At 34.7% G+C, this 24,614-nt stretch carries 27 protein-coding genes and 1 riboswitch; of the genes, 10 read left to right on the top strand and 17 right to left on the bottom strand.

Translation table 11 applies throughout. The features are described 5' to 3' along the window. The 4 genes from IEW45_RS06460 to IEW45_RS06445 form a co-directional block, all read right to left on the bottom strand. Window positions 1–1,098, bottom strand: coding sequence for a hypothetical protein (locus tag IEW45_RS06460; protein ID WP_188620420.1), 1,098 nt, complete (start codon window positions 1,096–1,098; stop codon window positions 1–3). Between the two features lie 99 nt (window positions 1,099–1,197). Beyond that, window positions 1,198–2,292, bottom strand: a complete 1,095-nt coding sequence (locus IEW45_RS06455) for an SO2930 family diheme c-type cytochrome (RefSeq protein ID WP_188620419.1) — start codon at window positions 2,290–2,292, stop codon at window positions 1,198–1,200. A gap of 184 nt (window positions 2,293–2,476) precedes the next feature. Beyond that, the gene (locus IEW45_RS06450) at window positions 2,477–3,025 is read right to left on the bottom strand and encodes an acyl-CoA thioesterase (protein WP_188620418.1); all 549 of its coding nucleotides are present in this window, start codon (window positions 3,023–3,025) and stop codon (window positions 2,477–2,479) included. A gap of 14 nt (window positions 3,026–3,039) precedes the next feature. After that, a complete protein-coding gene (locus IEW45_RS06445; RefSeq protein ID WP_188620417.1) occupies window positions 3,040–4,443 on the bottom strand; it encodes a DNA recombination protein RmuC in 1,404 nt (467 codons plus the stop codon). A gap of 114 nt (window positions 4,444–4,557) precedes the next feature. Here IEW45_RS06445 and IEW45_RS06440 point away from each other — a divergent pair, with 114 nt between their 5' ends. Next, window positions 4,558–5,232 carry a hypothetical protein gene (locus IEW45_RS06440; RefSeq protein ID WP_188620416.1) on the top strand — a complete coding sequence of 225 codons (675 nt, stop codon included), beginning with the start codon at window positions 4,558–4,560 and terminating at the stop codon, window positions 5,230–5,232. Between the two features lie 110 nt (window positions 5,233–5,342). Continuing rightward, window positions 5,343–6,032 (top strand): HAD family hydrolase, encoded by a 690-nt coding sequence (locus tag IEW45_RS06435; protein WP_188620415.1) that lies wholly within the window; start codon window positions 5,343–5,345, stop codon window positions 6,030–6,032. A 67-nt stretch (window positions 6,033–6,099) separates the two neighbouring features. Here IEW45_RS06435 and IEW45_RS06430 read toward each other — a convergent pair whose 3' ends face one another. Both IEW45_RS06430 and IEW45_RS06425 read right to left on the bottom strand, forming a co-directional pair. Then, window positions 6,100–6,246, bottom strand: coding sequence for a hypothetical protein (locus IEW45_RS06430; RefSeq protein WP_188620414.1), 147 nt, complete (start codon window positions 6,244–6,246; stop codon window positions 6,100–6,102). 139 nt (window positions 6,247–6,385) lie between these two features. After that, window positions 6,386–6,526 (bottom strand): hypothetical protein, encoded by a 141-nt coding sequence (locus tag IEW45_RS06425; protein ID WP_188620413.1) that lies wholly within the window; start codon window positions 6,524–6,526, stop codon window positions 6,386–6,388. A 252-nt stretch (window positions 6,527–6,778) separates the two neighbouring features. Here IEW45_RS06425 and IEW45_RS06420 point away from each other — a divergent pair, with 252 nt between their 5' ends. Next, a complete protein-coding gene (locus tag IEW45_RS06420) occupies window positions 6,779–7,315 on the top strand; it encodes a YceI family protein (RefSeq protein ID WP_188620412.1) in 537 nt (178 codons plus the stop codon). Window positions 7,316–7,399: 84 nt separating this feature from the next. Here IEW45_RS06420 and IEW45_RS06415 read toward each other — a convergent pair whose 3' ends face one another. From IEW45_RS06415 to IEW45_RS06390, 6 genes are all read right to left on the bottom strand, one after another. Next, window positions 7,400–7,777 (bottom strand): hypothetical protein, encoded by a 378-nt coding sequence (locus tag IEW45_RS06415; protein ID WP_188620411.1) that lies wholly within the window; start codon window positions 7,775–7,777, stop codon window positions 7,400–7,402. Between the two features lie 80 nt (window positions 7,778–7,857). Next, a complete protein-coding gene (locus tag IEW45_RS06410; RefSeq protein WP_188620410.1) occupies window positions 7,858–8,373 on the bottom strand; it encodes a DUF4468 domain-containing protein in 516 nt (171 codons plus the stop codon). 24 nt (window positions 8,374–8,397) lie between these two features. Further along, window positions 8,398–8,658, bottom strand: coding sequence for a hypothetical protein (locus IEW45_RS06405; RefSeq protein ID WP_188620409.1), 261 nt, complete (start codon window positions 8,656–8,658; stop codon window positions 8,398–8,400). Window positions 8,659–8,815: 157 nt separating this feature from the next. Further along, entirely contained in the window at window positions 8,816–9,616 is an 801-nt protein-coding gene (locus IEW45_RS06400) for an ABC transporter ATP-binding protein (RefSeq protein WP_188620408.1), read from the bottom strand. A gap of 5 nt (window positions 9,617–9,621) precedes the next feature. Further along, window positions 9,622–10,656, bottom strand: a complete 1,035-nt coding sequence (locus IEW45_RS06395; protein WP_188620407.1) for an iron chelate uptake ABC transporter family permease subunit — start codon at window positions 10,654–10,656, stop codon at window positions 9,622–9,624. A 5-nt stretch (window positions 10,657–10,661) separates the two neighbouring features. Continuing rightward, the gene (locus IEW45_RS06390; RefSeq protein WP_188620406.1) at window positions 10,662–11,798 is read right to left on the bottom strand and encodes an ABC transporter substrate-binding protein; all 1,137 of its coding nucleotides are present in this window, start codon (window positions 11,796–11,798) and stop codon (window positions 10,662–10,664) included. A 54-nt stretch (window positions 11,799–11,852) separates the two neighbouring features. Then, window positions 11,853–12,084: riboswitch (cobalamin riboswitch) on the top strand. Between the two features lie 33 nt (window positions 12,085–12,117). On the opposite strand from IEW45_RS06390, the gene IEW45_RS06385 reads away from it, so the two are divergent. Further along, the gene (locus IEW45_RS06385) at window positions 12,118–13,944 is read left to right on the top strand and encodes a TonB-dependent receptor plug domain-containing protein (RefSeq protein ID WP_188620405.1); all 1,827 of its coding nucleotides are present in this window, start codon (window positions 12,118–12,120) and stop codon (window positions 13,942–13,944) included. Between the two features lie 5 nt (window positions 13,945–13,949). After that, the gene (locus IEW45_RS06380; RefSeq protein ID WP_188620404.1) at window positions 13,950–15,023 is read left to right on the top strand and encodes a YncE family protein; all 1,074 of its coding nucleotides are present in this window, start codon (window positions 13,950–13,952) and stop codon (window positions 15,021–15,023) included. Between the two features lie 111 nt (window positions 15,024–15,134). Here the strand turns inward: IEW45_RS06380 and IEW45_RS06375 are convergent, their stop codons facing one another. Further along, complete coding sequence (locus tag IEW45_RS06375; protein WP_188620403.1) at window positions 15,135–16,586, bottom strand: GFO_1087 family putative carboxy terminal peptidase; 1,452 nt, start codon at window positions 16,584–16,586, stop codon at window positions 15,135–15,137. 115 nt (window positions 16,587–16,701) lie between these two features. Between IEW45_RS06375 and IEW45_RS06370 the strand changes: the two genes are divergently transcribed. The 4 genes from IEW45_RS06370 to IEW45_RS06355 are packed head-to-tail and all read left to right on the top strand — an operon-like array spanning window position 16,702 to window position 18,710. Beyond that, window positions 16,702–17,217, top strand: coding sequence for a GFO_1088 family ECF-type sigma factor (locus IEW45_RS06370; RefSeq protein WP_188620402.1), 516 nt, complete (start codon window positions 16,702–16,704; stop codon window positions 17,215–17,217). After that, on the top strand, window positions 17,198–17,650 hold the full coding sequence (locus tag IEW45_RS06365; protein ID WP_188620401.1) for a PG0215 family putative anti-sigma factor: 453 nt from the start codon (window positions 17,198–17,200) through the stop codon (window positions 17,648–17,650). The genes IEW45_RS06370 and IEW45_RS06365 overlap by 20 nt, the downstream gene beginning before the upstream one ends. Next, complete coding sequence (locus tag IEW45_RS06360) at window positions 17,647–18,168, top strand: GFO_1090 family protein (RefSeq protein ID WP_188620400.1); 522 nt, start codon at window positions 17,647–17,649, stop codon at window positions 18,166–18,168. Before IEW45_RS06365 ends, IEW45_RS06360 begins: the two co-directional genes overlap by 4 nt. Before the next feature lie 2 nt (window positions 18,169–18,170). Next, window positions 18,171–18,710 carry a GFO_1091 family lipoprotein gene (locus tag IEW45_RS06355; RefSeq protein WP_188620399.1) on the top strand — a complete coding sequence of 180 codons (540 nt, stop codon included), beginning with the start codon at window positions 18,171–18,173 and terminating at the stop codon, window positions 18,708–18,710. Between the two features lie 68 nt (window positions 18,711–18,778). Here IEW45_RS06355 and IEW45_RS06350 read toward each other — a convergent pair whose 3' ends face one another. The 4 genes from IEW45_RS06350 to IEW45_RS06335 are packed head-to-tail and all read right to left on the bottom strand — an operon-like array spanning window position 18,779 to window position 22,525. Beyond that, the gene (locus IEW45_RS06350) at window positions 18,779–19,228 is read right to left on the bottom strand and encodes a sterol desaturase family protein (RefSeq protein ID WP_188620398.1); all 450 of its coding nucleotides are present in this window, start codon (window positions 19,226–19,228) and stop codon (window positions 18,779–18,781) included. A gap of 11 nt (window positions 19,229–19,239) precedes the next feature. Beyond that, entirely contained in the window at window positions 19,240–20,079 is an 840-nt protein-coding gene (locus IEW45_RS06345) for a phytoene/squalene synthase family protein (RefSeq protein WP_188620397.1), read from the bottom strand. Between the two features lie 6 nt (window positions 20,080–20,085). Further along, window positions 20,086–21,573, bottom strand: a complete 1,488-nt coding sequence (gene crtID, locus IEW45_RS06340; protein ID WP_188620396.1) for a bifunctional phytoene desaturase/3,4-desaturase — start codon at window positions 21,571–21,573, stop codon at window positions 20,086–20,088. A 52-nt stretch (window positions 21,574–21,625) separates the two neighbouring features. Further along, window positions 21,626–22,525 carry a MerR family transcriptional regulator gene (locus IEW45_RS06335; RefSeq protein WP_188620395.1) on the bottom strand — a complete coding sequence of 300 codons (900 nt, stop codon included), beginning with the start codon at window positions 22,523–22,525 and terminating at the stop codon, window positions 21,626–21,628. Window positions 22,526–22,758: 233 nt separating this feature from the next. On the opposite strand from IEW45_RS06335, the gene typA reads away from it, so the two are divergent. Further along, window positions 22,759–24,558, top strand: coding sequence for a translational GTPase TypA (gene typA / locus IEW45_RS06330; RefSeq protein WP_188620394.1), 1,800 nt, complete (start codon window positions 22,759–22,761; stop codon window positions 24,556–24,558). The last annotated feature ends 56 nt before the right edge of the window (window positions 24,559–24,614 follow it).

Below are 24,614 nucleotides of genomic sequence, written 5' to 3'. Positions count from 1 at the left end.
TTACGGACATGGTTCGTCCATTGAATTAATCCATTCGTCTATCATTTCTATTGCCTCTTCATGCACTATTGTCCTGCCCAGCATTGGCATTCTAAATGATTGTTCGGTTGTATTTAACCTGTAATACATAGCAGACCTGCTTTTATTTTTCTTAGATATAATATGAGTTATAGAGTTATCAATAAATTCATAAGGTTCTACACATATACCCATATTAACAGGGTCAGTAGTTTCGGTAAAAGCAAGTCGCATAGGCATATAATCACAATGCGCTCCTTCGGAATGGCAATGCGCACAATTGATGTCAAGGTATGAGCGTACCCTTAGTTCCAAAGGTTGCGACTCATCAGCATAGTTTACCGTACTATTTATAGTATTAGGAATATTATTTTCTAAATAGCCCTCTTCAATCCATTTGCTTAATTGATTTGCATTACCGTCTTTATAAGCATATATTTTGTTTAGGTTTTGAGGCTTAGTACCTATTGGAATTGATTTTTCGTTGCTTTTGTGGCATGTAAAACATTCAGTTTCCGAAGGTATTCTGTAAGTAGTGCTTTTTGTTTCGCCATTTTCAGTCCAGCTTATATCAGTAAAACTTCCGTCCAGGTTTAAGTATGCTTCTGTTTGGGAATCATTCCATACATAATTTGCGAAAATCCAGCCATCAGTCTTTTTTATCATAAGCCTTGTTTCTATTATGCGTGTATTGTTGGCAGGCTGTACGTTTTCATAAAAAAAGTTTTTAATAAGTACCGTTCCTATAGGAAAATTTAATATTTCGTCGTCGGCAGTATAGGTAGCTTTAGCGCCTTTCGGCATCCATATAAATCTCTTTTTATGTGCGTAATCTGTAAAAAGCTTACTGTTTAATTCATATGGTATTACTTTATACGCGGGTTCCATATTTTTAAGTTCACCTTCATAAAATTTGTATTCTGAAAGTGTTTGGTAGGGTACTTCGTCCAGATTAACTACTACAGGAGATTCTTCTTCAGGTATTTCCTGGTAGTTTTCTGAATCATCAGAACCACATGAAAAGAATATGGTTAATAATGCCAGAAATAATAGTTTTTTTGTGGATGTGCTCTTTTTCATGCTGTTAGCTGGGGAATTTTAAAAAAATTAAAGTATAAAAGTTCTCTGTTTAGTTATAAACAGTTAAAGAGTTCAAATTCCTAATATTTTATTTAGCTGTTATGGGCAGCTAACTTCCATATTGGTAATCCATTCTTCCAGAAGTTCCAGTCCTTCTGTATGTGTTACAGTACGCCCAAGGTTAGGCATCATTTCAGTTTGAATTGTAGTTTCAACCCTAAAATATAATAATGAGCCTCTTGGGTCTTGGGCATCAACAATGTATTGTTGATTGCCTGTAACAAAGTCTTCCGGTTCTACACATACCCCCAGGTTTTCAGGGATATTGGTTTGTGAGAAGGCAAAATTCATAGGTGCTTCATCACAATCACCCCCCGGTGTATGGCAGTGTGCACAGTTAATGTCAAGATATGACCTTGCGCGAAGTTCTAAAGACTGAGATGTATCAGTCCAGTCCACAGTTGAATTTATATTAGTTGGTTTGTTATCAAGGTATCCTTCCTGTATCCATTTACTAAGCTGGTTTAGTGTGCCATCTTTATAATCATACAGTTTATTAAGGTTTTGTGGTTTAACCCCTATTGGGGTGTAGGTACCGTTAAGGGAGTGGCATGTTGTACATTGTTCCTGAGAGGGTACTTTGTAATTAATAGCCATTGTTTCTCCATTTTGGCTCCATTCTAAAGGTACTGTACCGCCATTAACGTTTAAAGTAGCTTCTGTTTGCTCATCGTTCCATACATAATTTGCAAAAATCCAGCCTTCCGGCTTTTTAATCATTATTCGTGTTTCAATAATCCGGGTAACATCATTTGGTAAAACATCCTCATAATAAAAGTTTTTCACCAAAATAGTACCTATAGGAAAGTCAGGAATTTGTGCATCAGTAGTATATGTTGCCTTAGTATCCTTAGGCATCCAAATAAACCTCTTCTTGTGAGCGTAATCAGTAAACAGAGGGGTATTTAAATCGTAAGGAATAACTTTATAAGCAGGTTCAATATTTTTTAGTTCTCCTTCGTATAATTTATAATCAGATAACTTGGGGTAGGGCACTGCGTTAATATCAAGAACAACAGGAGAAGTTTCTTCAGGAATTTCCTCATAGTTGTTTCCATCGTCAGTTCCACAAGAAAAAAATGTTGTAAAAAGCGATAAAAATAGTAGGTAGTTTAAAAAATAGTTCTTTTTCATGCTATAATGTTACAAAAATATGTAAAATTGTAACAAATATATAATAAAAAAGATAACTTAATATTTTTTACAAAAAAAATGTTATTATTTTATAATAAAAAGATTAAGCATTCATATTTCTCAATTTATCGTACAAATTATAATTATTTCGTAATTATAAGTAAATAGTATCTCTCGCCCTATGTTACTGTAGCTCAACAGTAATGTTTAATTTTTTTAACGATTCTATAGCTTCGGTTGTGGTATGGTCAAAAGTTTCCCTATGCTCATTACGTTCTTTTTTTAGCTCTATACGTTTTATAGCATTGTGGAAGCGCCTGACTTCTTCAAGAGAGGTTAAAATTGGACGCGGTACTCTAACATTATTTCCTTCACCATCTTTTGCTACCATTGTAAAGTAGGAAGAGTTGCAATGCTTTACTTTACCTGTTTGTATGTTCTCTGCTGTAACGCGTATGCCTACTACCATAGAACTATTGCCTACGTAGTTTACAGATGCTTTCATTATAACCAGTTCCCCAACCTCAATAGGGTTAAGAAAATCTACCTTATCTACTGATGCCGTAACGCAATAGCTTCTGGAATATTTAGATGCAGATGCAAAAGCTATCTGATCCATTAATTTAAGGATATGCCCACCGTGTATTTTACCACTAAAGTTGGTATGCGACGGTAGCATAAGTTCCGATATATTTATCCGTGAAGCGGATAGTTTTCTGTGATTTTCTTTCATTATTTTCTGGAGAATTAGTCTAAAAGGTTTTGTTCGTTATCCTCTATATCATCAAAGGCTTTTTCTTCGGAATCAAGAGCACGATTAACTAAATTTTCAGGAAGCGATTTTTTTGCTTTAGCTCCCATTTTTTTCAGTTTTTCTATACTGGTTACTATGTTACCACGACCATCAACCAGTTTATTCATAGCACCTTGGTACGCTTTTTTACCATCATCCATACGTTTGCCTACCATAATGAGGTCGCTAACCAAACCTTCAAACTTATCATATAAAGCTCCTGCCTGTCGGGCTATTTCATAAGCGTTTTGCTGTTGCTTTTGGTTCGTCCACATACTGTCTATAGTACGCAGGGTAGCCAATAGTGTACTTGGTGTAACAATAACTATATTGCTCTCAAAGGCTTTATTGTATAAGGTATTGTCTTCATTTAAGGCTACAGCAAAAGCCGACTCTATAGGGATAAACAGTAATACAAAATCAGGGCTTTCCATTTTGTAAAGTTCATGATAGTTTTTACTGCTTAACTGTTCTACATGACGTTTAATAGAGTTGCAGTGTTCTTTTAAATGCGCCAGGCGTAACGGGTCATCCTCTTCATTTACATAACGCTCATAAGCCACTAAAGACACTTTACTGTCTACAACCATTTTTTTACCATCCGGTAAGTTTATCACAACATCAGGATATAACCTTGTTCCTTCTTCGGTAGTGTGGCTGTGTTGTACAAAATATTCTCTGTCTTTTTCCAGTCCTGATTTTTCCAGTACGCGCTCTAATATTAACTCGCCCCAGTTACCCTGCATTTTACTATCTCCTTTTAACGCCTTTGTAAGGTTTAAAGTTTCCTTACTCATTTGTTCGCTGGTATCGCGTAGGTTTAGTATTTGCTGACGCAGGGCAGCATGATAGTCAATACTTTCTTTGTGTGTGTCTTCAACTTTCTTTTCAAACAGTAGTATTTTTTCCTGTAGCGGAGAAAGTATATTTTTTATATTTTCTTTGTTTTGTTCTGTAAACTTGGTCGATTTTTCTTCCAGTATTTTATTAGCAAGGTTTTCAAACTCTTTAGTAAACTGCTCCCTTAGTTTTTCGGTTTCCTGTTGTTGCTCTTTACTGCGTTGTAACAAGTTTTCGTAGTCTGTTTCTTTTTTAGTTAACTGTACTGCAAGGCTGTCTTTAGCATTACGCAAGTTATTACGTTCTTCAACCGTTTCAGTAAGCAGTTTTTCCAAATATTGTTTTTCGCTTGCTGCTTGTTGCTTAAGCTGCTCTAACTGATTTGCAAATCCTGTATTGCGTTCTTCAAGCAGTTTCTTTTCATTATCAGACTTTGAAGAAAAAATAAGTTTACCAAGAAATATACCTATGGCAAGTGCAATTATAAATGATAGTAATAAAGTAATGGTTTCTGGCATTGATGAAGTTTTTGCTGAACTGTAAAAATAAGTAAAATATTGGAAAAGGATTTACGGGATTAGTGCTAAGAAGTATTTTATATATTTGAGAAATTATCAACAAATAAAAAGACAATGATCTTCCAAAAAATCGCAAGAAGTATAATTAAAATATCATTTGACTTTTCAATAAAAATTATTGAGTCTCTTAATGATATGGAGCCTTATAAACTTAAAGAAAGAAAACTTTCTGCCATGACCGACGGCACCTTGGGTAAAGCCATATCAAATTGTTTAAGAGATAATAATTTGTCCTTAGTTCCCGGATATGAAAGCCATGATCTTAAGCATGTAATTTTAGGTTATGAGATGACTCCTGTTGATGAAATAAGAATGCAGGCTTTTATGTTGGGAAACAGGAACTATACCCTACCTTGCTTTATAATATTAATATTTGGTATGGTTTTATTACCAAGCAAGTGGTCTCTGTTTTTTAAAGACTTTAATAAAGGTAGGAATGCCAAACCTATAGCTTTATGGAGTGTTGAAGAATATGCTGATAAAGATTTATCAGTGCTTCAATATGAAGTTTTTGAGTCAGCATCAAACCCTCAAAATAATATAAATATTGTAAGTATAATATCATATATAGCAATGTTTGCCGGAGTTTTCGGAATGCTTTTTTGTCTACCGTTTTTATTTTCTGTTTCTGTAGCAGATCTTGTAGGTGCAGGTTTTCCTTTTGTAGGGGGAGCTATATTATTTATTGGAGGTCTTAATGCACTTTCTAATGTTTCTAGACAACATTGAAAAGTTTAAAATGAAAGAAGTAGTTTTTAGAATGTTATAAATCAATTAACAGTAATGTGGTAAGTTATACCATAATAGTTTGCTAGATTTGTAAATAAATTCGCTAGTTAATGAATATTAAAGTTGTAGCATTTGATGCTGATGATACCTTATTTATAAATGAGCCGTACTTTGAAGAAACTGAAAAAAAGTTTTGTGGTATAATGGAGGCTTATTTATCACACCAAAGCCTTTCGCAGGAATTATTTAAAACCCAGATTAATAATTTACCCCTATACGGTTACGGAATTAAAGGTTATGTGCTTAGTATGATAGAAACAGCTGTAAAAGTTTCTAACGGTACTGTAAGTGTAAAAACCATAGAACGAATAACCGATTTAGGTAAAGAACTGATACAAAAGCCTATTGTTTTAATTGATGGGGTAGAGGAAACCTTAAAAGAACTTCATGGTAAATATAAGCTGGTAGTAGCTACTAAAGGTGATCTTAAAGACCAGCACCGTAAGTTGCATAACTCAGGATTGGGGCATTACTTTCATCATATTGAAGTGATGTCTGATAAAAAAGAAATAGATTATTTAAAGTTATTAAAAAGGCTTGAGGTAAAACCCGAGGAGTTTTACATGATTGGTAATTCACTACGTTCGGATGTATTGCCGGTACTGGAAATAGGAGGCTATGCATGCCATGTACCTTTCCATACTACATGGGCACACGAAATGATAGACCATAATGTAGAGCACGATAATTTTAAGGAAATAAACACTATAAAAGAAGTATTGCCTGTTTTGTTATCCTAAAAAAAGAGGGAAAGTTCACACTTTCCCTTCTAATCACATCTATTTAACTTATTAACCAGTAAATTAACTACTTATCTAAGTCTCTTTCAATTGGGTTCTTAGCATCCCAATTATTATTTTTAGTTCCTTCGGTTGTTGTTTCAGCAGGTTTTTTATTACCGCTTTCGGTAAACTCTTTATCCTGCCCTTGTTTTTCTTTTTTATCTGCTTCCATAATTAAGCATATTCTTCATTATCAATAATTAACTCATTGTCATTCATGCTCATGTCATGCTTATCGGGATATTCGGGCTGTTGTTTATTGTTGTTAGTTTTCATAATTGTCAAGATTTTGGTTAGTGTAAGTGGTGTGGTTAATTTCTTTGAGAAGGTTTCGGGTAAGCTTTCTTACCTGAAGAATCTTCACTGTCATTTTGCTTTGCAATTTTTGAAGCATCCGATTCGCGTTCGCTCGATACTTTTGGTGCCGGAGTTTGTTTTTTGTCGTCTTTCATAGCTGTAGTTTTTAATATTATTACTACTATAAAGTTCAGGAATTATAATCTTGTTACTAAATAGTTTAACGTTGCTTTAAAGTTAAAAAGCTTTAAGGCTTATTAACTCTATATAGTAAAGCCAAGTAAATAAAGGTGTTTACACTAATATTGTGAAATCAACTGTTTTAAAGTTTAACAAATTATTTGCTTTGCTCTTTTTGTAAAACACCGTAATAAACAGTATTTTAGTAAGGTAAATAGTATAAAGTTATGGCTGCAACAAATTGGGTTATTGACCTGGAACACTCCGAAATACATTTTAAGATAAGACATCTATTAATTTCTAACATTACAGGAGCTTTTACCATCTTTTCCGGTAAAATGATAAACCCTGAACATGATGTTTTTGAAGGTTCTTCTTTTTCAATAAAAGTAGATGTATATAGCGTTAACACTAATAATGTAGAGAGAGATGAACACTTAAAATCAGAAGATTTTTTTGATGCCGATAAATATCCTGAAGTACGATTTGACTCTACATCCTTTGAGCATATAGAAGGTGATAACTATGAGTTAAAAGGTGATTTAACTTTAAAGGGAATTACTAAACCTGTAATACTTGATGTATTATTTGGAGGGCAGGCTAAAGATGGTTTTGGTAATGACCGTGCCGGATTTGAAATTAATGGTGAAATAGATCGTAATGATTTCAACATTCATTCACCTGAAGTAGATGAAGCAGGCGGAATATTGTTTGGAGAGGATATTAAAATACATGCTAATATTCAGTACATACATGAAAAGTAATACCCAATAAAAAAATATAACTATAAAGAAAAAGCCTCACAATTACTCTGTGAGGCTTTTTCAAATTAGCTTAACCTAGTTAACTTACTTATTTTTATCTTCTAAATTGTAACGGTCTTTTTCAATATCAGAGTTAAAATCTCTGTTTTTTGCCGTTTCCATAGCTTCATCTTCATTTTTAGTCCCTCTGCTTTTATCTACTGTTTCGCCGTTTCGTGTTGCTTTATCTGAAATTTCACTTACAGGAGCTGCTTTCTTTTCATTAACATCTCTGGCACGTTTTACAGTGTCAATAGAACCTTCTTCGTCTTTTTCAACTTCCGGCGTCATTTTATCTTTAGAAGGATTATAGTTTTTAGGTAAATTCTCTCCGCTAAACCCTTCATTCTTTTTACTTTCCTTTTCTTCGTTATTCCACTTTTTAGAACCCAAATCTTTTGGGTCATCAGTTCCAGGATTCATATTGTTTGTTTTTTAGTTCGTTAGGTTAAATTACAATGTATATTATTGGTATTGAAAAGGTTTAACAAACCTTTATTACGTTACCTGTAATTAATAATAAAATTGTAATGTGAATTTACAATATCATTTACTGTTTCTTCCAGACTCTCCTTAAGAGTATTGTAATCATCTTTTAGTTTTCCGTCTGAATTAAAATAATCAGGAATTTTATATTCAAGCAATGAATCATCATTCAAATATATTTCGGTAATGGTAAAGGTTACATTATAGCTGTCCCTATTAAACTTAAATGTCATTTCATATTTTATTCTGTGATAAAAAGTTTCACCTTTGTTACTGTAATAAAAAGCATTCTGCTTATAAGCAGTAATAGTCATAGAGTTATTACTTACATTAGTAATATCAGCACTACTATCTTTATTTCTGTTATAGCTTATTGCCCAGTTTTTAGTTAACGATAATAACTGTTCATTTGTTGTTTCCGGTATTTTTACATTTATTTGTTTAAACCCGTTAGCATTTAACTCCATTTCGGGTGGTTGTGCATGTATATGTATGCTGAAAAGACAAATAAATGTAAGTAGTATATATTTCATAAGTTTATATTTTTATAAACTGCTTTATAATTTATTTCGCAGTGCTTTCTCAAAACCTCGTTTTATTCTGTTGTAGGAAACTAAAAAAGGCTTTTTACTTATATTAATGGTAATACGGTTACCTGCTATAGTATAAGAACCTTCAAACTCGCCCGCAAGCCTGTAACCCCTAAAACTGCCTCCCAGTTCATTACCGGATACAAGACCTTTCCCGATGCTCATTCTTATTTTACTAAGAATATCGGTTTTATTCCCTTTATAGTTTATGGTAAAGTGGTTACTCATTTTAGGCAGATGTTGGACTTATGTAAATATAATCAATACCTGTTTGTGAGTGTGTTTACCTTTTGTTAAACAATTAATGCTGAGAGTGAAAAGATATAAATATTAACCTTTTTTAAGAGTAGAAGTCAATATTTTTAAGTGATTTTAATTTTTTAGCTTAAATATCTTGGTCAAACTTAAACCTGCCGAGAGTAGCATCAAAACGGATATGCTTATCATTAAAAATTGTATCCAACACTTTATTCTGAGTGAGATTGTGCGGTGTGTCCTGCGTCACGCTATCGGTAGTCATAACAATCATTTCATCACTTAATTGTAAAGCCAAATCTAAATCGTGGGTGGAGTAGAGGATGCTTTTACCTGTTTCGTGCGTAAGTTTCTTTAGTAATTTCAGTAAACTTACTTTATGTAGTAAATCAAGGTGAGTAGTAGGCTCATCCAGGATAATTAACTCCGTATCCTGAGCCAATGCTCTTGCTATAAGTACTTTTTGTAACTGACCGTCACTTATTTCGTAATATTTCCTGTGGGTTAAGTGCGAAGTTTGGGTTAGTTCAAGCGCATTTTTAACTTTAGTAATGTCTTCATCAGCCAGTGCGCCTAACCAGTTTGTGTAGGGTTGCCTGCCCAGAGCTACAATTTCATATACGGTTAAATTGCTAGGTGGGAGTCCTTCGGTTAATACAATACTCAAGCGTTGTGCTAATTCTTTACCGGTATACTTGTCAATATTTTTATGATTGAATAAAACTTCTCCCGAAAGAGGTTTTTGTATCCCTGTAATAGTACGTAATAAGGTAGATTTACCAATGCCATTTGCCCCGACCAAAGCTGTTAAGCGACCTTTTTTAAGTGCTATACTAACATTTTTAGCAATAACTTTTTGCTGTTTACCTTTGCCATAACCAATGCTTATGCCTGTTGCGGAAAGTATTATGTTTTCTTTACTTGAGGTCATGAGTATTAGTTATAATTCATTTTTCTTTTTCGCAGTAACAGCCATATTACCACAGGTGCTCCTACTATAGAGGTTACAGCATTTATAGGTAAAGTTAAATCATTACCCGGCAGTTGGGTAATAATATCGCAAATCAATACTATTACAGCTCCTGAAAGCAGTGTAGCCCAAAACAAAACCAGGTGGTCACTGGTTTTAAAAATTAGTTTAGCCATGTGAGGTACAGCAAGCCCGATAAAAGCTATAGGACCTGCAAAAGCCGTAATTCCACCTGCCATAAGACTAACCGATATAATTATAATAAAGCGTACTTTTTTAAAGTCGATACCCATACTTTTAGCATAGCGCTCGCCCAGTAGTAAAGCGTTTAGTGGTTTTATACAAACAGCAGCTAAAATAATACCTATAGTACAGGCTACCGCCAGTATAATAATGTTACTCCATTCCTGCCCACCTAAGTTACCCATAGCCCAAAACGTGAATTTTTGCAATTGCTGTGCGGTGCTAAAGTAAGTTAGGACGTTAACAACCGCTCCTGTAAAACTACCAAACATAAGCCCTACAATAAGTATTGCCATAGTATTACGCAAACGTTGTGCTACTAATAATACTGATAGTAACACTAATAAACTCCCTAAAGTTGAAGCTAATATGATTCCGTATGAAGAAAGGAATACGCCCGCTAAAAAACCGGGTAATAATCCTGAACTTAAAATAATGAATGCCACACCCAAACTCGCACCGGAGCTTAACCCTAAAACAAAAGGTCCTGCCATCGGGTTACGGAAAAGCGTTTGCATCAACAGTCCGCTTAATGATAGTCCCATGCCTGCAATTATAGCCATAACCGCTTTTGGTAAACGGTAGTTTATAATGATATATTCCCAGGTAGTTTTAGAAACCTCTCCACCTGTAAGGCTATTAAAAACCTGACTAAAAGGTATACTTACAGACCCCAAGCTAATATTGAGCAAAAAAGTAAACCCCAGTAGTACAACAAGGCTGATTAATAAAACTTTATTTTGGGTAGTGCGCTGCAAGGTTGTTAGTTAAGTTGCTCAAAATAATGAAGTTCATAATCAGGTAAAAGTTCCGGGTGCAGAATTTTCACCAAGTCTTTTAGGACTAAATCAGGGTAGTTAGGAGCAAGCTCATAATAAATAACACCTCCTGTAGCACCTTCTTTACTGCTGTACGAATATACTTTATTATTTTGATAGGCTTTAAATTGCGTGTAGTGCGGGTTACTTTCTTCCATTTCCTGTAAAGAAGTGAATTGCCCGGGACCTATCCAAAAATCAGCATCTTGCCCTTTATCTAATACCGACTCAAAAGATAATGAGTGGCTACCTGTCCCTTCGGAATCACTCCATAAATAATTGGCTCCCGCATCTTCCAAAAATAAAGCTGCCCAGCTTTTACCTTGCGGTAAATACCAATGATCCTGATACATAGCACCGCTTAAAACGGTAGGTTTTACTGTTGCTTTTTGTGCCAGTTCTTTTACAGCTTTATAATTATCTGCTATACTATTAAAAATACTATCGGCTTCTTTTGGTTTGTTGTATAATTCCCCGAAGAATTTTATCCATTCTGCTTTCCCTAGAGGTGATTGCTCTGTCCAGTCGCCATTATATAAAACAGGAATACCGCTTTTTTCAAGCGTAGCCATAGTTTTATTATCACTGCTAATGCTAAACCCTACTAACGCATCAGGTTGCATATCAATTAAAACCTCGGTATTAAGGCTTTCGTTTGTGCCTACTTCACGTACTTTACCATTATCAATTAACTGTCTTGTTTTTTCAGATGAAACGTAATCTGTATTCGGGAAACCTATAAGTGTTTCTTCTGCGCCCAGCATTTCCAGCGAGGGTATATGCGTTGTTGAGGTTACTACTACTTTTTTTACAGGAACCTGTATAGTGGTATACACTCGTAAACTATCGGGTAGTGTAGTGTTTTCCTGTTGCATTACATAGGTAAAACCTTCCTGAGCTTCCGGCCAGGGTTGGGTTACTTTTACAACAGAAAAACCATTGTAGCGGTATATTTCTAAACCACTGGCATAGTGTACTACATTGTTTGCAGGAACTGTAGTTTCTTGTTTTTGTTGTTCTTTTTTACAGCTTATTATAATTATTAAAAAAGCAGAAAAAAGTAGGTAGGATAGCTTTTGCATGATGAATATTCAATAATTGCAAATGTATAAATTAAAAATAGCAATATAAATCCTATATTTGCGCCGACTTAAGGTTGCAGTAGCACATTTTACAAATATGGTTATTGCATTAAAAGGGAATCAGGTGTAAAACCTGAGCTGTACCCGCAACTGTATGCTTATCTCTTACAATATGTAATAATAGGAAAGAGAGGCTGTTGTAAACTCACACCACTGTAGTAAAACACTATGGGAAGGTAAACAACAGTACGCAAGCCAGGAGACCTGCCTTATGGTAACAAAAAATTATGAACCTTCGGGAAAAAAGGTTCTTATGATTATGGCTTTAAGGAAACTCGGTTACATTTTTTTATTATTGCTGTGCCAATATGTTTGTGCGCAAACGGATTCTATTACCCAACTGAAAGAGGTAGTAATATCAGATACGCAATTAAAAGATTTCTCGAAATCGCAACAAGTATGGCAACTAAATGATTCCATCATTAACAGAAGCCCTTCTTCACTTGGCGCATTACTAAATTATAATACCGTTATTTATTTTAAAGAAAATGGTTTGGGTATGGTGTCGTCACCTTCTTTCAGGGGTACAAATGCGCAACAAACTGCTGTAATATGGAATGGTATTAATATTAATTCGCAACTAAACGGGCAAACCGATTTTAATATTATAAATACCCGCGATTTTGATGAAGTATCCGTAAGAGCAGGCGGGGGGAGTGTTATTTACGGAAGTAGTGCCATAGGAGGGAGCATCCACCTGAATAATGAGTTACGATTTAAAGATACTTTTGATAATACCTTATTCTTAAGTTATGGTAGTTATAACACGCAGGGGCTTAACTATAAACTTAATGTAGCCAATAAAAAGTTCAGTAGCTCTTTTGCTGTAAGCCGAAACAGTTCTGATAATGATTATGAATATCCTTCAGGAATTATTAATGAGAACGGACAATATTATAATACCAGTTTAAATGCTTCATTCGGTTATAAACTAAACGAGAAAAATATACTTCGTCTGTATAGTTATTTTTATGATGGCGACAGGCATTTTTCACGTACCGTAAGCGCCCCTTCATTAAGTAAGTATAAAGATTATAATACCCGAAATTTATTAGAATGGATGGGTATATATGGCAAGTTTACTTCAAAATTAAAGGCAGCTTACTTAACGGAGAACTATAAATATTACGCCCGTTATACTAATGATAATTATACGTTTGGTGAAGTGAAAACCTATATAGGACGTTATGATTTAGCCTATCAGGTTACCGATAATATTAAACTGAATACGTTACTGAATTATACTGTAAACAAAGGGAAAGGCTCTGATATAGATAATAAAAACAGAGAAATAGCATCGGGTAGTTTGTTATTGCAACACAGTGTAACCCCAAAACTACAATATGAAGCAGGTGTACGGAAAGAAATTACAAATGCTTACGAAAGCCCTCTGTTGTTTTCATTGGGAGGTAGCTATCAGGTAGCTAGTTTTTATACCGTAAAACTGAATGCTTCGCGAAACTTCCGTATACCAACCTATAATGATTTATACTGGCAGGGTAGTGGTAACCCTAATTTAAACCCTGAAACGTCTTATCAGGGAGAATTGGGTAACGAGTTCCGAGTAAAAAATATAAAACTTACTGTAACTGGTTATTACATAAGGATGCACGATATGCTGCGATGGGTTCCCGGAAGTGATAATATTTGGCGACCGGAAAATGTAGATAAGGCTAAAACCTATGGTATAGAATCCGTATTAAACTGGGACAAAAAACTGGGCAATCATCACTTTACTATAGATGCTACTTATGCCTATACCGTTTCACAACGTGACGGTAGTACCAATCAGTTAATATATGTGCCGTTCCATAAAGCTACAGCGGCTGTAGGCTATAGCTATAAGGGTTTAGGCTTTTATTACAGGCACTTATATAATGGCAAAGTGTATTACACTTCTGATAATGTTTCGCAAGTTGATGCTTATAATGTTTCAACAATAGGAGCTGAATATCAATTTAAATTTTTAGGCGGGCTTACGGTGGGCGCACAAGTACGCAACTTATGGGCAGAAGAATATGAAAATGTAAGAGCCCGACCGTTACCCGGAAGAAACTATACTATGTACCTTAATTTTAAATTCTAACATAAATGAAACTTAACAAACTTATTTTATCAGCTTTTGCAGGAGCATTATTCCTGACTTCATGTAGTAGTGACGATGATGCTATTACAGAGCCAGCACCAACAGGAGATTATGTAAACGGAATGTTTATAGTTAACGAAGCTAACTATGGAGCAGGTAACTCTACTATTTCTTTTTATAGTGAAGAAGGAGTTTTATCAAACGGTATTTTCGCCAGTGTAAATGGTTTTGATTTAGGCGATACAGCTCAATCAATGGGCTTTAATGATGACTTGGCTTATATAGTAGTAAACTACTCTAATAAAATTGAAGTGGTAAACCGTTACACTTTTGAAAGCGTTGCTACTGTAGATACAGGACTGGATAACCCACGTTATATTGCTTTTGAAAATGGTAAAGCCTACGTAACTAACTGGGCAGACCCAACTGATACAGAAGATGATTATGTAGCTGTAATAGATTTATCATCTAATACTGTAATAGCATCTATAGCTGTAGCAGAAGGTCCGGAAAATATTCTTGAGGAAAATGATATGATATATGTAGCACATAAAGGTGGTTACGGTTACGGTACTACTATTAGTGTGATAGACCCATCTACTGATGCAATTAGCACTACTATACCGGTAGGTGATGTGCCAAACGCTATGGAAGCAGAGAATGGAAAACTATATGTAATATGTGGTGGTGCACCATCTTGGAGTTCTGCAGAAACATCAGGAGAATTATATGTAGTAAACTTAGCTGATAATACTGTTGAAACTTCTTATGCTTTTTCAGGTATGGTACACCCATCAAATGCAAGTATAGAAAACGGAACACTTTATTATACAGTAGACGCAGCTATTTACGGTATGAGCTTAACAGCTACAACATTACCGGAAACACCAATATTTTCTGTTACAGAGCAAGGTGCCTACGGAATATATGGATTTAAAGCAGAAAACAACAAAATATATGTAGGAGATGCAGTAGATTATAATTCTGCGGGTAATGTTTACATATACTCACTTACAGGAGACCTACAGCAAACTTTAAGTGTTGGTATTAGCCCAAATGGCTTTTACTTTAATAATTAATTATAAGCATCCATAGTTTATAAGTTTAGTGAAAATCCTGCATTGTAAAATGGAGGTAAAAGAAAAAAGCGGCAATAGCCGCTTTTTTTATTCACTGTATAGTAACAAGAATTACTGTAAATCTTTTATCAGGTTTAATGCACCTTCAGGAGTATTTTCAATATACATTTCAGTTCCAAAACGCTGTATGCTTTTAGAGTCTTTAAATAACTCTAAACTTTCTCCGCCAAATGGGTTAAACCTTCCTGTTCCTGTTATATCGGCTATCGCAGCAGCAAATAAAGGTTCGCTGGTACTACCTAAAACACCCAGATTATCATAATCTTCTGTTAGTAAGTAATCAGGCTGTATTCCATTACTATACTCTCCAAAACCGTTTTTATTCACTATTTTAAGTACTATAGGCTGCATGGCGTATGTATGACTACCGTTTATATTGTTTCTCGAAAAGTCATTAGAGTCATATAATGTAACCGAACCTACATTTTTACCGGTTGTAACATTCCCGATAACTACCACGTCAATGTACGGTTCAAGACAATTAATAACCAATTCGCTTGCAGAAGCTGTAGAGCGTGAAGTTAGTATATATACGCGATTTAAGTTTAGCTGATTGATAGCTGACCCGTTAGAAAGTTGGTCGCTAAATTTATTTTCAAGAGCCTGTGGGTTATTACTTTCATAAAACGCCTGTAATTTAGGGTTCCACTGCTGTTTAGCAAAAAGTTGACCGGTAAACTGTCCTGTAATCATACTGGCAAGATAAGTTGCTGTTCTTACTGAACCTCCTGAGTTATAACGAAGGTCTAGAACCAGCTCGTTTGCCCCTTGTGCTGCAAGCTGACTAAAAGCAGCATTTAACTCATCATCATAATTACTGTAAAAACCATTGTACATTAGGTAACCAATATTATGTTCACCTTCTGCAACTACCTCTGTTTTAAATACAGGGTTTTCCGCATACTCGACCTTAACTAAAGCAACTTCTTCTCCGGTAGGAGTTATATCTCCATTATTATAGTTTGCTAAATTTAAAGTATAACTTTCCTGGTCTAAAAGTGTACGGTAGTTATCAATAGTTAACGGAGTACCGTTTACAGCATAAAAAACATCACCTCTCTGTATGTCCTTATTAGCAGCATCAGAATTAGGTAGTATATAGCGCACATATCCAAATATATCAGTATCACTATTTGGGTAATAGGTAAGCCCGTACTCTACACCATTGCTTTTAGTTACACCTTGTAACCTGTTTTCTAGTTCTCTAAAATCAGGGAAAAGAACGCTAAATCTATCTATCTCTCCCGGCTGATACAATAAGTTATTAAACAGGGATTGAGGACTAGAAAAACCTTCAAGATAATTATTTAATTGTTCCTGACTGCTAAAGTGATCGTCAGCAAGCGCAGGTACTTCCGGCTGCCATAAGTAATATAAATTTAATCCTTTCCATATAAAATCATTAACAGGTACGGCGTTATCATCCATATCATCACTACAACTTTGCAGTGCGAAAAAAGTACCAAATAACACAAGCAGTAGGAGGCTGAACTTCTTCTTCATTGTAAATTTTCTTTTAATGAGTCGTAAATTTAATATTTTTAATATAATACGTAACAAAAAATAACTTGGTTCGTCTTGCTTTTATAAACGGGTAAATAAACCATACCAAAAATTAATGAATCAAAAAGAGTTCATAAATACTATAACACCTTTTAAGGATCGTGTTTTTCGTATTGCCAAACGTTTGCTGGTAAGTACGGAAGAAGCAGAAGATGCCACACAGGAAGTTATGGTACGGTTATGGAACAGTAGAAAGAAATTAAACAAATATTCCAGTGTGGAAGCACTTGCAGTAACAATAACTAAAAACTATTGTTTAGACCAGTTGAAGTCTAAAAGAGCGACAGAAATGCGAATTGTACACTCTAATTACAGTGACGGTCAGGCAGGAGTGGACAAGCAGGCAGAAGATAAGGATAGCTGGAGCTGGGTAGAGAAAATAATGGATGATTTGCCGGAACAGCAAAAATTAATCATCCAGATGCGGGATGTTGAACAATATGATTTTGAAGAGATTGCCAAAGTTATGGATATGAATGAAACTGCTGTTAGAGTAGCACTTTCTAGAGCGAGAAAAACAATAAGGCAAGAACTTATAAAAAAACACAGCTATGGAATTAAGAACAGTTGAGAAATTATTACAAAAATATTTTGAAGCAGAAACAAGTATTGCAGAGGAAAATATATTACGAGAATATTTTGCCTCTACTGATGTGGCGCCACATTTAGAGCATTACAGACCACTGTTTGGATATTTTGAAACGGAAGCAAATAAAACATTTGAAAAAGACTTACCACTAAAACCGAGAAAACGAAATGTAGTAGGGTGGATATCAGTCGCGGCAAGTGTAGTGTTACTTTCAGGGTTGTTTTTTATAACAAACAACCAGTCAGCCCCTGCTGACGAGTTAGGTACTTATGAGGATCCTGAAGTAGCCTTCAGGGAAACACAGAAGGCCTTAAATATGCTCTCCAATACTGTAAACGTCGGCGTTTCGGGAGTAGAGTATTTAAATGAGTATGAACAATCAAAACAAAAAGTTTTTAAAGACAATTTAAAATGAAAAAGATAATATTTGCATTTTTACTGGTAATGCTGCCAAGCTTAATTTTTGCTCAGAAAGAGTTTGATAAGTTTGATGGTGAAGACAATGTTACTGCTGTTGTAGTGAACAAAAAAATGTTTGAATTAATGGCGAACATTGAAATGGACTCCAGTGATAAAGAGATACAGCAGTATCTTAATTTGATAAAAAAGCTTAATAATCTTAAAGTTTTTAGTACCAGAGATGCTGCTTTAGTAAAGGATATGAAGAGCACTGTAAACGCTTATTTAAAAAAATATCCTTTAGAGGAATTAATGCGTGTTACAGAAGGGAGTAAAAGCATAAAAATTTATGTAAAGACAGGAGCAAAATCATCTCAGGTATTGGAGTTACTTATGTTTATTGAAGGTGGTACTGATGATACAGTATTAATGTCGCTAACGGGTAACTTTGATTTAAGTGAAATATCGGTACTTACTGATAAAATGAACCTTCCCGGAGGAGCACAGCTTAAAAAAGCATCTAAAAAAGGATAATTATGAAGAAAATATTTTGGGTAGCAGGACTATTATTACTTGCTTTAACCTCGTGTAGTAATGAGCCTTCTTTACAAAAATATTTTGTAGAGAAATCATCAGCACGTGATTTTATGACGCTTGATATAGCTGCTAATTTCGTTAACTCTGATACACTTTCTCTTTCTGATGGAGAAAAGAAAGCATTACAGTCGTTAAACAAGCTGAACCTTTTAGTGTATAAGAAAGATTCACTAGCTACTAATGAAGTTTACGATAAAGAAAAAGAAACTGTAAAAGGTTTGCTGGATAAAGGAGCTTATGAGCAGCTAATGCGAATGGGTTCTAATAAAGAAGGCGTTTACATCTACTCTTTAGGAGAAGAAAAAGAGATCGACGAATTTGTTTTCTTTATGTATCAGCAGGAAAACGGTTTTGGTGTAGTACGTGTATTAGGCGATGATATGAACCCAAATGATGTTATGTACATGGTACAATTGCTTGAAAAAGGGAATTTAAATTTAAAGCAGTTAGCACCACTAAAAGAAGTTATGGTTGAATAACACCCATTTATAAAAATAAAGGTTAGTTTAATAGCACTTTGCAATAACTATTTGCAAGGTGCTATTTTTTATTTAGCATCTCTGTAATATTTCCAGGGCACTATAAGCATACCAAAGCATTCGCCATGGCTTTTGCCTAAATGTTTATGGTGCATTTTATGTGCTCTTCGTAATGCTTTTGCGTAACGATTATTAGCATTCCTAAATATTTTAAAACGCTGATGTATAAAAATATCATGCACTAAAAAGTAGGTTAAGCCGTATGCAAATATTCCCAGTCCTATAGCCAAGCCAATATCCAAAATACCATTTTGCCACAGCAGGAAAAAGCCTATACTTACTAAGGCGTAGAAAATAAAAAAAGTATCGTTGCGCTCAAACCACGAGTCGTGGTCTTTGCGGTGATGGTCTTTGTGTAAACTCCATAAAAAACCATGCATAATGTATTTATGCGTAAACCAAGCCATAAATTCCATTATAAAAAAAGTAAGTATAAAAACCAGTATATAGAGCCACATAGGGTATTAAATTAAATGATGTTAAATCTATAATTAAAATAGCATTTAGCCAAGAGTCCTACTTTTTGATAGTCAGGTACTCGTATTCTTGTTGATTTTATTTTAAGCGGAGGCGTGTTTTTTAGTTTACGCAGTAATACTTTGTAATATACATAAGCGGTATAAACCCCAAATTTTGCCTCTGTAGGTAACTGTACAATACCTTTATATCCTTCGGCCAAGTCGTTTTCAATTTCTTCAACTATTTGTATTTTAACGTCTTCGCTCATTTCCTCAAGGTTAAGCGAAGGGAAATAATTTCTGTCCAGTGTTTCCGTATCGCTTTTCAGGTCACGTAAAAAGTTTATTTTCTGGAAAGCCGAACCTAACCGCATGGCAAAAGGCTTTAATTCCTCATACTTTTTATCGTTATTACCAACAAATACTTTTAAGCACATAAGCCCAACAACATCTGCCGAGCCGTAAATGTACTCTTTATATTCCGATATGCTTTTATAGTCCTTTTTATATAAATCCATACGCATGCTATCCATAAAACTATTTATAAGCTCGCGTGGAATATTATACTTATTTGCAGTATGTTGAAAAGAGTTTAAAACAGGGTTTAGGCTAATGCCGTCTTTTAAGGCATTGTCTAAACTGTTTTCAAACTTTGTAAAAAGCTCTTCTTTATTATAATCGTGAAACGTATCTACTATTTCATCGGCAAAACGCACAAAGCCATATATATTGTAAATATCCTGACGAATGCTTGGGCTTAACATCCGCACGGCAGATGAAAAAGAGGTACTGTAGGCTTTGGTTACATTTCTGCTGCACTCATACGAAATGGTATCAAAAATTGACTTCATAATATTTTACTTTGCGGTTAATCTCTTTTCTTTCGTGATATGTTTTTTTACCAGTCCTGCTACCAATTTACCGGATATTAATGCAGGGGGAACCCCCGGTCCCGGTACGGTAAGCTGTCCTGTAAAGTATAAGCCTTTAACTTTCGGGCTTTTTAGTTTAGGTCGTAAAAAGGCAGTTTGTAACAGTGTGTTGGCTAGTCCGTATGCATTGCCTTTATAAGAGTTGTAATCTTCTATAAAATCATTTACACAGAAGGACTCCTTAAAGATTATATTATCTTTTACTTCCTGTCCTGTTAATTGTTCAAGACGTGTAATTATCTTTTCAAAATATTGTTCCCTAAGCTCATAAGTATCTTCAATACCCGGAGCAAGCGGAATTAAAAATATACCTGATTCCTTACCTTCGGGTGCGGTTTCCTTATCTGTTTTAGAAGGGAAACTGGCATAGAATAAAGGTTCATCAGGCCATTTTGGCTTGTCGTATATATCTTTTGCATGAACATCAAAATCAGTATCAAAAAATAAACTGTGATGCTCTACATTTTCTATTTTTTTATCAAAACCTATATAAAATAATAGTGATGATGGCGCAAAAGTGCGTTTCTCCCAATAGCTTTCACTATAGTTTCGGTATTTTTCATCAAGCAGTGTTTCACTATGGTGGTAGTCTGCACCACTAACTATTACATCTGCATCTACTTTTTTGCCATTTACTATAAGCCATTTAGCCTCACCGCTTTCTACACCTATTTTTTCAATAGCAGCATTCGTTTCTATAGTAACGCCAAGCGATTTGGCAAGTTGCTCCATACCTTTTACCACGCTGTACATTCCTCCTTTTGGATGCCATGTGCCTAAGCCAAAATCAGCATAGTTCATAAAGTTATAAAAAGATGGCGTGTCTGATGGTTTTGCTCCCAAGAATAAAACAGGGAACTCCAGTATTTGTACCAGTTTTTTGTTTTTAAATTTTTTACGAATATCTCGTGAAATATTACCAAAGAACTGCCCGAGCTTCATCATAGTTTGTGGAGTAACCAGCTCTAAAGGCGATTCTCCCGGGCGGTAAACCAAATCTTTTATAGCAATATCGTAATTACTTTTTGCTTCATCAAGAAACTCTTTTAAAACTTTGCCGCTACCGGCTTCTATAGCCTCAAAAGTTTTAATTATATCATTTTGGTTATCTGCTATGTTTACATAATCGTCTTTATCAAAATAAACTCTGTAAGCAGGTGATAACTTTTTTAGTTGATAAAAATCTTGAGGTTTTGTATTAAAATCTGCAAAGAAACGCTCAAATACATCCGGCATCCAATACCAGGTAGGTCCCATATCAAAAGTAAAGCCCTCTTTATTTAGCTGTCTTGCTCGTCCCCCTACGGTAGCATTTTTTTCGTATATTGTTACTGAGTGACCTTCTTGAGCTAAGTAGCAAGCAGCAGAAAGTGATGAAAACCCTGAACCTATTATTTTAATTTTTTTCTTCATTGTTTATCAAAACTATTAAATAATTAAACAAAAAATATTAACTCTTTGTTAATTAAAGGGTTTTACTAAAGTCGTCAATGCTATTAAATACTTTTATTTTATCATTTATTTTACTGGGTAATATAAACTGAGTATTTCTGCCGAAAACACATAATTGAGAAGTATTATCATTTAAAACTTCATTTTTCAAGTGTTCTATATAATCATTTACTTCATCACTCGTAGGTGAAACAGTACTGTAAGTTACGTATGTAATATTGTCAAAATAACTTTTTACTTTTTTAAGATTTTCAATATCAACACTTTCTCCTAAAAATACACATTTATAGCCATTTAATGCCAATTCATAATTTATAAACATTAGCCCCAGTTCATGTATCTCATTCATAGGTAGGTACAAAACAAATGTTCTATCATGTTTTCGGGGTGGTTCCTGTAACAGTTTTTCAATGTTAGAGGCTATTTTTTGTTTAATTAAAAAACTAATAAAATGTTCATGTGCAGGGGTTATAGTGTTAGTTTGCCATAAAAAGCCTATTTCTTCCAATAGAGGAATAAAGAATTCGTAAAATATCTCCCTGAATGATTTTTCGTTTAGCGCGCTGTTATAGGTGTTTATAAATAGTGACTGATCAAAATTCATCATGGCGAGCTTAAAGTTGTTGAGAACATGGTTAGTAATACTGTTGCTTGATAGTATCTCTTTAACCATTGTAGGTATTTTGTTTTCAGGTACTTTAGATATGGCTGATATTTTATATCCAAACTTATGAAGGGTAGATATATTCAGTAATTTTTGTAAATTCTCAACATCATAAAGACGAATGTTAGTTTCTGTTCGCATAGGTTCCAGGATGTTGTATCTCTTTTCCCAGATACGAATGGTGTGAGCTTTAATACCTGTTAGGTTTTCAAGATCTTTAATATTAAACTTACTTTTTACGTTGTTCATCTTTTTCTAAAAATGTTTAAACAAAATTACGTTTAAAAATTGAAATAATCTTTTTTTTAATAAAAATTTTTGATTTTATTAAGATTATGTATAACCTATTCTTATTTGGTAATAGTTTTAAAGGTTATTCCTGCTAAATTTTAAACTACTATTAATAAAAGCTAAACCCTTCATAACTAATGTTTTTTTTGTCGAAATAAAGTGTATTTTTGCACCTTTCATAAAAAAGAAAGATGACGTCTATTAGAAACATTGCTATTATAGCGCACGTTGACCACGGTAAGACCACACTGGTTGACAAAATTATGTACCACTGCCAACTTTTCCGTGAGAATGAAAACACGGGCGACCTGATACTAGATAACAATGACCTAGAGCGTGAAAGAGGGATAACTATTACTTCTAAAAACGTTTCGGTTACTTATAAAGGTACTAAGATTAATATTATTGACACTCCCGGTCACGCCGATTTTGGTGGTGAGGTAGAGCGTGTGCTTAACATGGCTGATGGTGTATTACTTTTAGTAGATGCATTTGAAGGACCAATGCCGCAAACACGTTTTGTACTGCAAAAGGCGATTGATTTAGGTCTTAAACCTTGTGTAGTAGTTAATAAGGTAGATAAAGAAAACTGTACTCCTGAAGAGGTACATGAAAAAGTTTTCGACCTTATGTTTGAACTTGGGGCAGAGGAGTGGCAGTTAGATTTTCCAACGGTTTACGGTTCGGCGAAACAAAACTGGATGTCTACCGACTGGAAGAATAAAACAGAAAACATAGAGCCATTACTTGATATGGTTATTGAACATATACCGGAGCCAAAAGTATCTGAAGGTACACCACAGATGCTTATTACTTCTCTTGACTACTCCAGCTTTACAGGTCGTATTGCTATTGGTAGACTTCAAAGGGGGATACTTCGTGAAGGTATGAATGTATCATTAGTAAAGCGTGATGGTAAAATCATAAAATCAAGAATTAAAGAAGTACATACTTTTGAAGGTCTTGGAAGAAGAAAGGTAGAAGAAGTAGTTGCAGGTGATATTTGTGCCTTAGTTGGTTTGGAAGGTTTTGAAATTGGTGATACTGTTGCTGATTTTGAAAATCCTGAAGCATTAAAAACTATTGCTATTGATGAGCCTACTATGAGTATGCTTTTCACTATTAACGATTCTCCTTTCTTTGGTAAAGAAGGTAAGTTTGTAACTTCAAGACACATAAACGACAGACTTAACAAAGAACTTGAAAAGAACCTTGCACTACGTGTTCAGGAAACAGGAAGTGCTGATAAGTTCCTTGTGTTCGGTCGTGGTGTACTACACCTTTCTGTACTAATTGAAACAATGAGAAGAGAAGGGTATGAACTACAAATTGGGCAGCCACAAGTTATTATAAAAGAAATAGACGGTAAAAAATGTGAGCCTGTAGAAGAACTTACTATTGACTTACCTGAAAACCTTTCAGGGCGTGCCGTTGAATTTGTAACAATGCGTAAAGGTGAAATGACAAGCATGGAGCCAAAAGGTGAGCGTATGATTGTTAAATTCCTTATACCATCAAGAGGTATTATAGGATTAAGAAACCAATTACTTACAGCTACTGCAGGTGAAGCTATTATGTCACACCGTTTCTTAGAGTACCAACCATTTAAAGGTGAAATACCCGGACGTATAAACGGTTCGCTTATTTCTATGGAAAATGGTAAGGCAATACCTTACTCTATTGATAAACTACAGGAGAGAGGTAAATTCTTTGTAGATCCTAACGAAGAAATATACGAAGGTCAGGTAATCGGTGAAAACTCACGTGGTGATGATATGACGGTTAACGTAACTAAAACTAAAAAGTTAAGTAACGTACGTTCATCAGGTGCTGATGATAAGGCTAAAATTGTTCCTGCTATTAAATTCTCACTAGAGGAAGCTTTAGAATATATTCAGAAAGATGAGTATGTTGAGGTTACACCTAAAAGCCTTCGCCTGCGTAAAATTTACTTAAAAGAAACAGACAGAAAGCGTATTAAAATAGAGTAGTTTTCTACTAGCATTTATATACTAAAAAAAGCCCTGCAATTGCAGGGCTTTTTTTA

The sequence above is a fragment of the Flavobacterium suaedae genome (assembly GCF_014642915.1).
Classification (GTDB): domain Bacteria; phylum Bacteroidota; class Bacteroidia; order Flavobacteriales; family Flavobacteriaceae; genus Flavobacterium; species Flavobacterium suaedae.
This window is presented reverse-complemented; position numbering and strand designations above follow the sequence as displayed.